Genomic DNA, 14034 nt, shown 5'->3' with positions numbered 1-14034 from the left:
GCTCATCCCGGTACGTGTGCTCATCTCGGTGCGTGTGCTCATCCCGCTCCATGCGCTCACCCGGCGACGAGGGCCGTCAGGCCCCGGACGATGAGGACGGCCGCGGCGACGACGGCGAGGACGAGCACCGCGCCGCGCAACCGGCCGCCGCCATCCACCCGCTTGCGGACCGGCCCCGACAGCGCGAACCCGGCCACCACGGCGGGCAACAGCATCGCGCCGAAGGACAGTTGGTCGCCCGAGAGCCGGCCCACCGCGGTGAGGGAGACGAGCGACAGCAGCGTGCCCGCCGTGTAGAAGACGCTGAGGGTGCCGCGGACCTTGGGCCCGGGTTCCTGGCTGTAGACGAGCGCGATGAACGGCCCGCCGATGGACGAGGTCGTGCCGGTGAGGCCCGCCACGGCGCCGGAGGCGATCAACGTGCTCCGGTTTCTGGGCAGCCTGGCCGGGTCGAAGGCGAGCAGCGAGACGACGCCCAGGGTGATCCCCGCGGAGAGCAGGTCGAGCGTCGGCACCGAGACGACGAGGATGACGTACGACGCCGTCACCGTGCCGACGATCCGCCCGGCCATCGCCCAGGAGACGCCGTACCAGTCGGTGTGGGAGATCTCCCGCACCGCCCCGAGCGCGGCCAGGACCGCGGCGACCAGGAGCAGTGAGCCCGGCATGAGGTCCGGCGCGGCGATCTGCACCACCGGCGCCGACACCAGGGCGAGCCCCACGCCGAGGCTGCCCTGGACCAGCGCGCCGAGGAAGACCGCGACGGACGCGAAGACGAGGACGGAGAGTTCAGGCATCGACGAGCCCCTTCTCGCCGATCCGCCGTCCCGCCGCGCGGGCCACCCGCTCGGCCGCGAAGCCCGCGGCCACGAGGACCGCCGCGGCCACCACCCAGCCGAGCGAACCGGAGCCGAGCAGCAGCCCGGTGACCAGGACGGGTCCGAGGACGCGCTGGCCGGCCACGCTCAGGTTGAACACGGACAGGTACCGCCCGCGCCGCTCCTCGGGGGCCAGGGCGATGGAGAGGTCCCACACCGCGGAGTTGGCGGTCACCTCGGCCAGGGACAGCGTCACCACGGCGGCGGCCAGCCACGCCACGGCGGGCCCGCCCGCGACCGAGCCGGACGCGGCGAAGCACAGGCTGCTCACCGCGAGCACGGCGCCCGTCCAGGTGAGCATCCGGGTGGTGCGCCGCCGGCCGGTGGCCAGCTTGCTGACCGGGATCTGCAGGACCACGACGAGCACGGTGTTCAGCGTGAACAGCACCGACACGGTGGCCCGCGGCGCGTCCGTGTGCTCCAGGATCCACACGGGCATCGCGACGAGCAGCATCGTGTCGAAGGAGAACAGCAGGAAGTTGAGCGCGGTCAGCGTCAGATAGCGCGCGTCGGGCAACCCCCGTTCCTTGACGGCTCGTTCCGCCGTCTCCCGCGGTTCGGCACCGGCTTCATCATCCAAACCGGCCCCGGGCGCGGCCAGTTCGTCCACCCGCAGCACCAGCACCGCGCCGCCGAGAAAGGCCAGCCCGATGGCGATCAGGGTGACCCGGTAGGCGGCCTGCGTGTCACCGACGAGCGCCACACCGGCCGCCATCGCACCGACCCCGAGTCCGCAGTTGCGTACGACGTTGACCACCGCGAGCAGCCGGGTGCGCTCCCGGCGTTCCGGCACGGCCACGGCGACCAGCGCCTGGAGCACCGGGGGCCCGGCCCTGTCGCACGCCACCGCGCAGAGCGTCACCACCATGAACTGCCAGAAACTGGTGACGAGGACGTACGCCGCACAGCACACGCCCCGCCCCAGATACACCGCGGCGAGCACCCGCCGCGCCCCGTACCGGTCGGCGAGGACCCCGCCGAGCAGCGAGATCCCGAGGGCGACGACGCCGGCGACGGCGAGCCCGGAGGCCACCTGGTTCGCCGACAGGTCCACCTGCCGGGTGAAGTACGCCATGGAGCTCGCCATGAACAGGCCGATGCCGAGCGACTGGACGAGGGCTGCGGCGGCGAGCCTGCGCCCGCCCGCGGTGAGCTTCACGTCACTCGGTCCCGAAGTCGAAGTCGACCCGGTCCTCGAGCTCCATCTCGCGCACGATGCGCCGCACCCCGGAGAAGTCGCGCACCAGCAGGCCGGTGCCGGCCTGCCGTCGGCAGTCCTCGACGATCTCGTCGGCCTTCTCGAACCCGGCCGCCCGCAGGATGCCGGGCCACACCGCGAAGTCCTGCTCCACGAAGGCGTGCAGCGCCGTGGGCAGCGAGTCGACGAAGGTGCGGCGCTGCTCGGTGTTCATGTGCACGTACAGCGCCTTGGCGACCTCGACCATGACGGAGGAGTGCGCGGACTCGTCGCGGGCGTGCAGCCGGGGCACCAGGGCGTGCAGCGGCTGGACGCTCTTGTCGCGGGAGAGCAGCTCCAGATAGGCGTTGACGCTGATCTCCGAGACGGTCGTCCAGACCAGCCTCAGCAGATCGCGCTCCCAGCGCTCCGACGCCTTCGCGTCGGCTTCGAGGAGGCGGCGGTAGGTGACGGTGTGCGGGTAGGCGGGCTCGCCGGTGATCTGCCGCACCTCGCGGGTGCGCTGCATCGCGATCATGTGCATGTACGTGTGCCAGACCTCGTCCACGTGCGTCTGCTGGACGGCACGCTTGAGCTGGACGCTGTCGGCGCCCGGGAAGGCGCCGTGCATGATCATGGCGAAGGTGGGGTTGGCGACGTGCTCCTCGGCCGCGATGACCCGCTCGTTGTAGACCAGCCAGGCCAGGGTGAGGACCTTCTGCCGCTGCTCGGGCGCGGCCGCGAGGTAGAGCGGGTGGTCGGCGAAGGGCAGCAGGTGCTCGGGGTAGTCCGGCAGTCCCTCGTCGTACTCCTCGGGCTCGGATATCTGGTCCAGGTCGGTGCGGATGGTGGCGCGCCGGGGCCAGGAGTCGGCGATCCGGCGCAGCACGGTCTCGTCGATGTCGTGCGCGTGGCCGTCTCCGTGAGCGTCCTCGAAGTCGCCCTCGATGTCGTCCTCAACGGTGTGCTCGTGTTCGGCGATGCTCAACTCGGGTCCCCTTCGGATACGTGCTGTCGTGCCGCCGCCGCGACGGAGTCGGCGAGCAGGGCGAGGCCGGGCGCGAGCTCGTCGGCGTCGGCCACGATGGGCGGCATGATCTTGAGGACCTGGCCGCGGGCGCCGGACGTCTCCACCAGGAGCCCGCGCGTGAAGGCGGTCCGCGACACCCGGTCCGCGAGCGCCGGGTCGGTGAAGCCGAGGCCGCGGATCAGGCCGCGGCCGAGGACGGTGCAGCCCAACTCGGCGAAGGAGCCCGCCAGTTCGGTGAGTCGGTCCGCGAGGGCGGCGGCGTTGCGCCGCACCTGCGCGGCGAACTCCGGGTCCGCCCAGCGGTCCAGGCAGGCCGTGGCGGTGACGAAGGCGAGGTTGTTGCCGCGGAAGGTGCCGCTGTGCTCGCCGGGGCCCAGCTGGTCGAGCTCGGGGCGGACCAGGACCAGGGCCATCGGCATGCCGAAGCCGCTGATGGACTTGGACAGACAGATCAGGTCCGGGACGATGCCCGCCTCTTCGAAGCTGAAGAAGGTGCCGGTGCGCCCGCAGCCCGCCTGGATGTCGTCGACGATGAGCAGGATGCCCCGCTCGCGCGCCACCTCGGCGAGCCTGCGCAGCCACGAGGGGCTCGCCGCCGCGAGGCCGCCCTCGCCCTGCACGGTCTCCACCACGAAGGCCGCGGGCAGGTCGACGCCGCTGCCCGGGTCGTCGAGCATCCGGGTCAGATAGTCGATGGTGTCGACGCCTTCGCCCGCGTACCCCTCGTACGGCATGCGCGTGACGTGGCCGAGCGGCACCCCGGCCGCCCCGCGCTTGAACGAGGTGGCGGACGCGGCGAGCGCGCCGAGTGAGAGGCCGTGGAAGCCGCCGGTGAAGGCGATGACGTCGGTGCGCCCGGTGACCCTGCGGGCCGTCTTGAAGGCCGCCTCGACGGCGTTGGTGCCGGTCGGCCCGGTGAACTGCACCCGGTGGTCGAGCCCGCGCGGCGCGAGCACCACCTCGCGGAAGCGGCGCAGGAACGCGGCCTTGGCGCCGGTGTGCAGGTCGAGGCCGTGGACCGGCCCGTCGGCCTGGAGGTAGGCGATGAGGGCGGCGCGCAGGTCGGCCGGGTTGTGCCCGTAGTTGAGCGCGCCCGCGCCGGACAGGAAGTCGATGTACTCGCGGCCCTCGGCGTCCCACATGCGGTGTCCGGAGGCCCGCGTGAAGACGGCGGGAAAGCGCCGGCAGTAGGTGCGCACGGCCGATTCGAGCTCGTCGAAGACGGCCGTGTCGGAGCCGGGGGTAACCGGCTCTGTGGTCACCGGCTCTGCGGTGACCGGCCCAGCGGTGACCGGTTCGGCGGTGGTCATGAGGCACTCCAGGGGTCGATGCCGGTGATCTCGGCCGTCTCACGGGGGGTCAGTGCGGTGCGCGGGGAGAGCGGGAACCAGCCGGCGACGCTGAGCCGCAGCAGTTCGCGCATGCGGTCGGCGATCAGCTCCGGGGTGTACCGCTCGGGCACCTCGGCCGCGTCGATGACCGGGGTCGGCGGGAAGTAGCGGCCGCCGGGGACGGGGCGCACGACGGCGTCCCACAGGTTGAGGCTCTGGCCGCCCCAGCGGGCCCGGCCGCTGAACACCGAGTACAGCGGGAGGCCCGCGGGGTGCGGGCGGCTCAGCGCCTGGTTCACGGCCTCGCTGACCATCTCGACGATCAGCCCGCAGCCGCCCGCGTCCCGGGCCCTGCGGGCCTGCGCGAAGAGCGTGAGCGCGCCGTCCAGGGCGTCGCCGTGCCGGGCCAGGCCGCCGCTCTGCGGGGTGTAGCCGAGGTGCGCCAGGGTGGGGACGCCGGCCGCGGCCACCGCCTCGACGCAGCCGAACTCGCCCTCCCCCGCCACCTCGATCTTGACGGCGTCCGCGCCGGCGGCGACGAACCGGTCGGCGGCGGCACGGGCCGTGGCGGGGCTGCGGGTCGTCCCGTCCGGCAGGTCGGCGAGGAGGAACGGCCGCCGGGCGGAGGGGAATGCGGCGTCCAGCGTCTCGCGCACCTCGGCCACCAGGCCGGTGAGGGTGGCAAGGCCCCACTCCTGCTCGGCGTCGCCGGTCAGGGCGGTGCCGGTGCGGCCCAGGTGCGTCATGAAGTACGAGTCGCCGACCATCACGCATTCGACGGGGGCGTCGAGGAGGTCCGGCGCGCGCAGCGCCTCGGCCAGGCCCTCCACCTCGTACCCCCGGTACGCGTTGATCTTGAGGCCTAACTGGGCCGGGCTGTCGTACCGGTGCAGGTAGGGGGTGAGCGCGGTGGCCGCCGTGGGCCTCGCGGTGGTGGTGTCAACGGTCACGGCCGCCCTCCCAGTAGATCTTGTTGATACGGCCGATGGCGTCCGTGACGGCCTCTTCGGGCGCCGCGGTGAAGCAGAGCCGGGCCCAGCCGTCGCAGTGCGCGCCGAACACCCGGCCCGGCGCGAGCCCCACGCCCGCCTCGGCGCAGCGCCGCACGAACTCCGCGCCGTCGCCGTACCCGCCGAGGTCGAGGAAGGTGTAGAGGCCGCCCCTGACCCGGGTGTGCGGGATCTCCAGGGCGGCGTCGGCGAGCCGCCAGGCGCGCTCGGCCGCCGCCCGGCGCCGCGCGAGCTCGTCGGCGGGGGTGGCGAGCGCGCGGAAGGCGGTGTATTGCGCGGCCGTGGAGACCGAGTACAGCGTGTGCAGCGACCACTTGGTGAGGACCTCCTCGGCGCCGGGCGGCGCGATGAGGTGGCCCACGCGGGCGCCGGGCATGGCGTACGTCTTGCTGCAGCTGTGCACCGAGAAGGTGCGCTCGGCGGCGCCGGGGACGGTCGCCGTGTCGAGGAAGCCGCCGTCGCCGAAGTCGTAGTTCTCGTAGGCGTTGTCGGCGATCAGCCACAGGTCGTGCCGGGCCGCGAGGTCGGCGAGCGCGGCCAGGGCGCGTGCGTCGAGGCGGAAGCCGGTGGGGTTGTTGGGGTTGTTGAAGTAGATCGCCCGGGTGCGCGGTCCCACCGCCCGCTCGATCGCGGCGATGAAGTCGAAGTCCGGGTCCTCGCTGAGCTCCAGGAAGACCGGCACCTCGCGCGGGATGCCGCCGGCCGCCCACACCAGGCCGGTCGCGAACAGCCACTGCGGGGAGAGCACGACGACCTCGTCGCCCGCGTCGAGGACGGCGTGCAGGGTCACCGCGATGGCGTGGGTGGCGCCGCTGGTGACCAGGACCTGCCCCGGGTCGACGGGGGTGCCGCGGCGCCGGCTCGCCGCCTCGGCGAAGGCCGAGCGCAGCGCGGGGACGCCGGCGGGCGGCGCGTGCTCGTGGGCGGCGATCCCGAACTCGGCGCGGTCCCAGGTGCCGGGCCGCGCGCACGGCTCGAAGACGGTTCTGCCCTGCTGCAGCGGCACCGGGTCGGCCACCGCCGAGGAGCGCAGCAGCCGGTCGACGGCCACCAGCGCGGAGGGCGGTATCTCACTGAGGGTTCTGGCGAACGACGGCATGGCGGTGCTCACTCCTGGACTCGGGACGGGCCCGGCTTCAGCGGGACGCGGGCCGCGGCACCCCGGGCGGGCCGGTCGATGCCGAGGTTGCCGCGCAGGGTGGTGCTCTCGTACTCGGTGCGGAACAGGCCGCGGCGCTGCAGCTCGGGCACGACGAGGTCGACGAAGTCGTCCAGGCCCTCGGGGAGTACGGGCGGCATGACGTTGAAGCCGTCGGCGGCCCCGCCGGTGAACCACTCCTCCATGAGGTCGGCGACGTCGTCGGGGGTGCCGATGACGATGCGGTGGCCGCGGCCCCCGGTCAGGGACCGGTACAGCTCCCTGACCGTCAGGCCCTCGCGGCGCGCCTTGTCGTAGACGAGCTGCTGGCGGCTGGTGCTGCCCTCGGTGGGCGGCAGTTCGGGCAGCGGCTCGTCCAGCGGGAGGCCGGAGATGTCGATGTCGCCGAGGAGCTGGGTGAGCAGCCCCAACCCGACGACGGGGTCGACGAGTTCCTGCAGCACGGCGTACTTGTCCTCGGCCTCGGCGCGGGTGCGGCCGATCACGGGGAAGAGGCCCGGCATGACCTTCATCTGGTCGGGGTCGCGTCCGTAGCCGGCGGCCTGTTCCTTGATGCCGCGGTAGAACGTCCGCCCCTCGTCCAGGGTCTGGGCCGCGGTGAAGATCACCTCCGCCCAGCGCGCGGCGAAGTCCTGGCCGTCCGCGGAGGCGCCCGCCTGGACGAGGACGGGGTAACCCTGCGGCGGGCGGGCCACGTTGAGCGGCCCGCGCACCGAGAAGTGCTCGCCCTTGTGGTCCAGGACGTGCAGCCCGGCCGGGTCGAAGTAGCGCCCGGACTCCTTGTCGCAGATGAACGCGTCGTCGTCCCAGCTGTCCCACAGGCCGGTGACGACCTCCATGAACTCCCGGGCGCGGTGGTAGCGCGCGGCGTGGTCGGGCTGGGAGTCGCGGTTGAAGTTCTTCGCCTCGGCGTCGGTGACCGAGGTGACGATGTTCCAGGCGGAGCGGCCGGAGCTCAGGTGGTCGATCGAGGCGAACTTCCGCGCGATGTGGAACGGTTCGTTGTACGTCGTCGACGCGGTCGCCGCGAGACCGATGTGCGTGGTGTGCACGGCGAGGGCGGACAGCAGCGTCAGCGGGTCGAACTGGAGGAAGCGGCCCCAGCGGCTCAGGTCGTCGGCGTCGCGGTACGGGGTGCGGATGCCCACCCCGTCGGCGACGAAGAACATGTCGAACTTGCCGCGCTCGGCGGTGTGCAGGAGCTCGCGGTAGTGAGCGAAGTCCAGGCCGCCGTTCGCGCGGGCCGTCGGGTGCCGCCAGGAGGCGACGTGGTACCCGGGGGCCAGGAGAAAGGCTCCGAGGCGGAGCGTACGGCGTGTCACGCCCATAGCAGGTCTCCGGTGTCCTTGCAGGTGAGGAGCTTGTGGATCGAGTCGGACACTAGATCAGGAGCCAGGGGCGGACACGGTTTAGCGGGCACTGTGGCTTTACTGCGGAAATCCCCTTCTGCTTCTTTTGACTACCGCTTCTTTCGGCTGCCGCTTCTCTCGACTGCCGCTTCTCTCGACTGCCGCGGAGTTCAGCGGGGGTGCGGGCGTAAGGCGCCGTGCGCGGTCTCGTAGTGGTGCTCGGGCCGGCCCGCTCCCCCGTACTTCAGGGCGAGTTGGACGGTGCCGCACTCCTGGAGGTGCTTGAGGTAGCGCTGCGCGGTGGAGCGGCTCACCCCGGTGCGGTCGGCCACCTCCTGCGCGGACAGCGCCTTGCCGGCCCGCAGCAGTACGTCGCGGATGTGCTCGGTGGTCGCCGCCGAGTAGCCCTTGGGCGGCAGCTCCGCGCGGACCGGCGTGTGCAGCGTGCCGAAGATCTCGTCCACCTCGCCCTGGCCCAGGGAGTCCGAGCGGTCGAGCCGGTCCCGCATCTGCGCGTACGAGGTCAACTTGGCGCGCAGCGCGGCGAAGGTGAACGGCTTGACGAGGTACTGCAGGACGCCGTTGCGCAGCGCCGAGCTCACCTGCTCCGCCCCGTGCGCCGCCGAGATCATGATGACGTCGGTCTCGTGTCCGAGCCGCCTCAACCGGCGCACCAGTTGGAGCCCGTCCTCGTCGGGGAGGTAGTGGTCGAGCAGCATCAGGTCGACGCCGCCGCGCTCGACGGCCCGCAGCGCCTCGGCGGCCGTGTGGGCCCGCCCCATGACGCGGAAGCCCTGAATGCGGGACACGTACCGGGAGTTGATCTCGGCCACATGGAAGTCGTCGTCCACGACCAGCACGTCGATCACGGCGCGGCTCCCGGCTGCATTTCCGGGTCGGACGAGCCCGCGAGGGTATGCGGGAAATTCACCGGTCCGTGGTCGTGAACCGATGGCGTTGCGGCGAGAATTCGTTGGTTCTTCAACTTCCCCCCCGTTTCCTGTGCAAGATCAAAAACTCTGGGTCTCCGTTCTTCCTACACGGGCGCAATGAGCAGAACAATCTTTCCGAGGTAAAGCCGAGGTATCCGCCGGGACGGCCCTGACCTGGGCTCACGCCCCTAGCCTGGGTGCCGCGCGCAGCCGGTGCGCGCGGTGAGAGGGGGCGCGGAGATGTCGATGAGTTCCGGCGCGGCACGGAATGTTCTGGCTTTCGTGGACAGCGACTATGCGGACACTCCGTACGACAAGTGGGCGGCCGATACGGGCGTACGGCCGTACCTTCTGGTCTCCGCGGCCAAATTCCCGCAGTACCGGCACATCCCCGACGCCGTCTCCGTCGCCGACTTCCGCGAGGGCGGCGAGGCCGAGCGGCTGGCCCTCGACATCGCAGGGCGCACGCCGATCGGCGCGGTCATCGCCCGCATGGAGGGCGACCTGCTGCGCGCCGCGCGGCTGCGGGAACTGCTCGGCGTACCGGGCCAGGACTTCGCCGGCGCGCTCGCGTTCCGCGACAAGGTCCACATGAAGGACCTGGTGCGCCGACACGGTCTGGAGGTACCGGAGTTCGCCCCGGTCCGGGTGGCCTTCGATCTCTTCGGCTTCGTCCGCGAGCACGGCTACCCCGTGGTGGTGAAGCCGGCCCTCGGCTCCGGCTCCACGGGCACCCAGGTGCTGCGCGGCCCCGCGGACCTGGCCTGGCTCCTCGCCGCCGGCCTGCCCGAACAGGCCGAGGTGGAGCGGTTCGTGGAGGGCCGGATGTACGTGGTGGACGGCCTGGTGGCGGACGGCGCGCCGGTGGCCACGTTCGCCTCGCGCTACCTCAACGACTGCCTGTCGTTCCACGACGGCGTGTACCTGGGCTCGGCCCAACTGGCATCGGACCGCCCCATGACGGACCGTCTGATCGCCTACGCCCGCACGGTGTTGGCGTCACTCCCCACCCCCGAGTGCACCACGTTCCACCTGGAGGTCTTCCACACGCCCGACGACCGCCTGGTGCTGTGCGAGGTCGGCAGCAGGACGGGCGGCGCGCTCACCTCCCCCGCGATCCACGCGGCGACCGGCTTCAGCCTCGACGAACAGTGGTTCCGTGCGCAGGTCGCCCCGCGGACCCTGACCAGCGCCCGCCCGCACGGCGTCGCTCCCGGCCGGAGCGCGGGCTGGGTCGTCTTCTACCCCGAGCGCGCGACGCTGGCGGCCCTGCCCCACAACCCCCCACCGTTCGTGGTGGAGGAACGCCTCCGCGCCACGATCGGCACGTCGTACGAGGGCGGAGTGAAGTCCGCCCACTACTTGGCGGCCTACGTCCTGACGGGAGCGGACGACCGGGAGATCGAACGCAACGCACAGGAACTGGCGGGGTGGTTCGGGGCGGGGGTGCGGTGGAGGGAGCGGCGGGGGTAGGGGGGCGGGGGGCCGGGGGGGTACGACTGTGGGGGGGGCGCGGCACGTGCGTACTTACTCACGGGCTGGCGAGGTGGGGCCTTTACGGACGGACGACGTCCGCCGCACCACGCTCGGCACCGGCGTACCCGGCACGGAGGCACCGGAGTACCCGGCACGGATGCACTGGCGTACCCGACACGGAGCGCCGTCAGGCGTTGCGCTCCGTCGCGTCCGACGACCCAGCCCTGCGCCGCGCCAGCAGAGAAGGCCTCCGGGAGGCGTGCAGCGAGCCCAAGAGGGCCAGGGCCTGGGCCGATGGGCCGGCCGGTTCGGCGTGGTAGATGACGAGTTGCTGGCCCGGGGCGTCCCTGACGTCGAAGGACTGGTAGGTCAGGGAGAGCCGCCCCACGTCGGGGTGGAGGAGTTGTTTGGCGTCCCGGGTCTTCCCGCGCACCGTGTGCTGCGCCCACAGCCGCCGGAACGCCGCACTGCGCTCGGTCAGCGTGTCCACCAGGTCCCGCAGACGCGGGTGTTCGGGGTCGAAGCCGCTCGCCAGCCGCAGGTTGGCGACCGCGGCCTGGGCGGCCCGGTCCCAGTCCCGGTAGAACTGCCGTCCGGCCGGGTCGAGAAACGTCATGCGGGCCAGGTTGTCCGCAGGGGTGAAGGGGGCGTACAGCGCGTCGGCCAGGGCGTTGGCGGCCAGCAGGTCGAGGGTGCGGCTCATCACGAACGCCGGAGTGTGCGGGTAGCCGTCCATCAGCTGCCGCAGCGCGGGGCTGACGTGTTCGCCGGCGTGGAGGCGGTCCTGCCCGTCCGGTGAGACACCGGCGAGGCGGTGCACGTGGTCGCGGGCGTCCCCGTCGAGCAGCAGGGCACGGCTGAGCGCGCCGAGCACCTGCGGCGAGGGATGGCGCTCACGGCCCTGCTCCAGCCGCGTGTAGTAGTCCGCGTTCACGCCGGCCAGGACGGCGACCTCCTCGCGGCGCAGTCCCGCGACCCTGCGTACGCCGTGACTCGGCATGCCGACGTCCTGCGGCCGCAGACCGGCGCGGCGCGCGCGGAGGAACTCCCCGAGGTGGTTGTCGTCCATGCCGTCCAGGCTAGGCCGTGGCCCGCTCCCACAGCCTGGGTGTGCCGCACCCAGGCAACGAGCACCCTGGTACCCCCTCGCTGACCTGCACAGACTCGGTCGGGCACGACACCTGCACCCCACCGAGGCACCTGCACCCCACCGAGGAAGGCCACGTTGATGACAGCCGATGCACGGAGCGGCGGCCGCGATGTCGGACATGCCGACGAGGGCGCCGCGGACGCCGCGGACGCCGCGGACGCCGACGAGACCACCACGGATGCCCGCGAGACCGCCACGGACGCCGACGGACCCACAGCTGCCGCCGACGGCCCCGGAGCTGCCACCGACGGACCCGGAGGCGCCGCCGAGGTCTCCCCGCGACCCGGCACCCCGGCCCTGCTCGTACTGTGCGCAGCTCACTTCATGGACGCCATCGACCTGTCCGACGTCGGCGTGGCCCTGCCCGCGATCCAGCACGACCTCGGCCTGGCCGCGGGCTCCCTGCAGTGGATCGTCTCCGCCTACGCCCTCGGCTACGGCGGGTTCCTGCTCCTGGGCGGGCGGGTCGCCGACCTGTTCGGCAGGCGGCGCGCGTTCCTGACCTCGGTCGCCGTCTTCGGCGTGGTGAGCGTGCTGGGTGCGCTCGCCCCGACCGGGGAACTGCTGATCGCGGCGCGTCTGGTGAAAGGCGTCGCGGCGGGCTTCCTCGCCCCGGCGGCGCTCTCCCTGATCACCGCCAACTGGCCGGAGGGCCCACGGCGCGGCCGTGCCCTCGGCTGGTACGCCACCGCCGGCGCCTGTGGCTTCGTCGGCGGTCTCGTGCTCGGCGGCGTACTGACCGAACAGTCGTGGCGGCTGGTCTTCGCGCTCCCCGTACCCATCGCCGTGGCGGCGCTGCTCGCGGGACCGCGCCTGCTCCCGCCGGACCCCCGGGGCGGCGCCCGCGGAAAGCTCGACGTGCCCGGCGCGCTGACGGCCACCGGAGCGCTGGTGATCCTGGTCTACGCCCTCACCCTGGCCCCCTCGTACGGCTGGCTGTCCGCCCGTACCCTCGTCCTCTTCTGCGCGGCGGCCGCCCTGCTCGTCCTGTTCGTACGTGCCGAGTCCCGCGCCCGCACGCCCCTGGTCCCGCTGCCCTTCCTCACCCGGCGCACGACCGCCGCGACCAACCTGACGATCTTCGCCATGTGGGGCGCCTACACGTCGTTCGCGTTCCTGGCCACGCTCTACCTGCAGAACGTGCTGGGCTGGACGCCGCTGCAGACCGCCGGCGCCTTCGTCCCGCTGGGCCTCGCCAACGGCGCGCTGGCACCGTTCGCCGGGCGGCTCGCCGCCCGGTTCGGCGCGCCCAGGATGATCGCCGCCGGGATGCTGCTCCTCGCGCTGTCCTACGCGCTGTTCTTCCGCATCGGCCCCGACAGCCCGTTCCTCACGGTGGTCCTGCCCGTCATGGTCGTCAACGGGATCGGCACCGCGGCGACGTTCCCGGCCCTGAACATGAGCGCGGTGGCCGGGGTGCCCGACCGGGACCAGGGGCTGTCGGGTGCCCTGCTCAACACCTTCATGCAGATCGGCGGCGCGGTCGTCCTCGCCCTGGTCACCGCCGTCGTCGAGGCCGGACAGCGGACGGACCGGGGCGACCCCCTGGCGGGCTACGCCCTCGGCACCGGCGTCATCGTCGCCACCGTGCTCGCGGGCCTGGCCGCCGCCACGCTCATCGGGCGCGGGAGCCCGACCGAGGGCCGGGACCACTGACCCGACACCTCACTGACCACCGACCCAAGACCCCAAACCCCAGACCTCACCAGGGAGCACCCACATGACACCCCGAACCCCGTCCCCCGAAGCCACCGAAGCCGCTGCCTCCGCCGAGTTCGCCGCCTCCGCCGAGTCCGCCGAGTTCGCCGGGAAAACGGCTCTCGTCACCGGCGCCGCACGCGGCATCGGCAAGGAGACCGCAGCCCTACTCCACACCCGCGGCGCCCACGTCGTCGCCCTCGACACACGCCCCGAACTGGGCGCCCTCGCAACGGAGTTGGCCGGGGTCGTGACCGTGACCGGCGACGTCACCGCGGAGGAGACCGCCACCCGCGCGGTGGGCGCCGCCGTCGACGCCTTCGGCGGCCTCGACATCCTGGTCAACAACGCCGGACGCACCCTGAACAAGCCCGTCACGCACACCACCGCACAGGACTGGGACAGCGTGATGGACGTCAACGCCCGCGGCGCCTTCCTCTTCGCCCGCGAAGCCTTCCGGGCGATGGAGGGGCGCGGCGTCAGCGGCGCCATCGTCAGCACCGGTTCGTACGCGTCCACGGTCGGCCTGCCCCAGGGGGCCGCCTACAGCGCGTCGAAGGGGGCCCTGGCCCAACTGACCAAGGTCCTCGCACTGGAGGGCGGCCCCCTCGGCATCCGCGCGAACCTCGTCGCCGCGGGCGTGGTCGAGACGGACTTCCTCGACACGTTCCGCCCCGACAGCCGCGCCTACCTCGCGTCCTTCGCGGACGTCCACCCCTTGGGCAGGGTGGCGCGGCCCCGCGAGATCGCGGAAGTCCTGTGCTTCCTGGCCTCCCCGCGCTCCTCCTTCATCACGGGCGCCGTACTCGCCGCAGACGGCGGCTTCACGGCCGCCTGATCCGTC

Annotated in this window: 12 protein-coding genes; 3 read left to right on the top strand and 9 right to left on the bottom strand. The window is 72.7% G+C overall.

Annotation, left to right across the window (positions count from 1 at the left end; translation table 11 throughout):
* Positions 1-56: 56 nt before the first annotated feature.
* The 8 genes from ACZ6CV_RS20455 to ACZ6CV_RS20420 form a co-directional block, all read right to left on the bottom strand.
* Positions 57-797, bottom strand: coding sequence for a TSUP family transporter (locus ACZ6CV_RS20455; protein ID WP_469252161.1), 741 nt, complete (start codon positions 795-797; stop codon positions 57-59).
* Positions 790-2037, bottom strand: a complete 1248-nt coding sequence (locus tag ACZ6CV_RS20450; RefSeq protein ID WP_469252160.1) for an MFS transporter — start codon at positions 2035-2037, stop codon at positions 790-792. Before ACZ6CV_RS20450 ends, ACZ6CV_RS20455 begins: the two co-directional genes overlap by 8 nt.
* A gap of 1 nt (position 2038) precedes the next feature.
* Positions 2039-3043, bottom strand: a complete 1005-nt coding sequence (locus tag ACZ6CV_RS20445) for a diiron oxygenase (protein ID WP_469252159.1) — start codon at positions 3041-3043, stop codon at positions 2039-2041.
* Complete coding sequence (gene ectB / locus ACZ6CV_RS20440) at positions 3040-4395, bottom strand: diaminobutyrate--2-oxoglutarate transaminase (protein ID WP_469252158.1); 1356 nt, start codon at positions 4393-4395, stop codon at positions 3040-3042. Before ectB ends, ACZ6CV_RS20445 begins: the two co-directional genes overlap by 4 nt.
* Positions 4392-5366, bottom strand: a complete 975-nt coding sequence (locus tag ACZ6CV_RS20435; RefSeq protein WP_469252156.1) for a 3-methyl-2-oxobutanoate hydroxymethyltransferase — start codon at positions 5364-5366, stop codon at positions 4392-4394. Before ACZ6CV_RS20435 ends, ectB begins: the two co-directional genes overlap by 4 nt.
* Complete coding sequence (locus ACZ6CV_RS20430; RefSeq protein WP_469252154.1) at positions 5356-6525, bottom strand: pyridoxal phosphate-dependent aminotransferase; 1170 nt, start codon at positions 6523-6525, stop codon at positions 5356-5358. Before ACZ6CV_RS20430 ends, ACZ6CV_RS20435 begins: the two co-directional genes overlap by 11 nt.
* A gap of 8 nt (positions 6526-6533) precedes the next feature.
* Positions 6534-7913: an LLM class flavin-dependent oxidoreductase gene (locus ACZ6CV_RS20425; RefSeq protein WP_469252153.1), complete on the bottom strand. Its 1380-nt coding sequence runs from the start codon at positions 7911-7913 to the stop codon at positions 6534-6536.
* 191 nt (positions 7914-8104) lie between these two features.
* Complete coding sequence (locus ACZ6CV_RS20420; RefSeq protein WP_469252152.1) at positions 8105-8803, bottom strand: response regulator; 699 nt, start codon at positions 8801-8803, stop codon at positions 8105-8107.
* A gap of 345 nt (positions 8804-9148) precedes the next feature.
* Between ACZ6CV_RS20420 and ACZ6CV_RS20415 the strand changes: the two genes are divergently transcribed.
* Entirely contained in the window at positions 9149-10339 is a 1191-nt protein-coding gene (locus ACZ6CV_RS20415; protein WP_469252151.1) for an ATP-grasp domain-containing protein, read from the top strand.
* Positions 10340-10529: 190 nt separating this feature from the next.
* Here the strand turns inward: ACZ6CV_RS20415 and ACZ6CV_RS20410 are convergent, their stop codons facing one another.
* A complete protein-coding gene (locus tag ACZ6CV_RS20410) occupies positions 10530-11411 on the bottom strand; it encodes a helix-turn-helix transcriptional regulator (RefSeq protein WP_469252150.1) in 882 nt (293 codons plus the stop codon).
* 159 nt (positions 11412-11570) lie between these two features.
* On the opposite strand from ACZ6CV_RS20410, the gene ACZ6CV_RS20405 reads away from it, so the two are divergent.
* Complete coding sequence (locus ACZ6CV_RS20405) at positions 11571-13148, top strand: MFS transporter (RefSeq protein ID WP_469252149.1); 1578 nt, start codon at positions 11571-11573, stop codon at positions 13146-13148.
* 64 nt (positions 13149-13212) lie between these two features.
* Positions 13213-14028 carry an SDR family NAD(P)-dependent oxidoreductase gene (locus tag ACZ6CV_RS20400; RefSeq protein ID WP_469252148.1) on the top strand — a complete coding sequence of 272 codons (816 nt, stop codon included), beginning with the start codon at positions 13213-13215 and terminating at the stop codon, positions 14026-14028.
* Positions 14029-14034: the final 6 nt, after the last annotated feature.

The sequence above is a fragment of the Streptomyces sp. NPDC041713 genome, from assembly GCF_055591085.1.
Note: the sequence above shows the minus strand (reverse complement) of the source record. Positions and strands in the feature narration are given on the sequence as shown.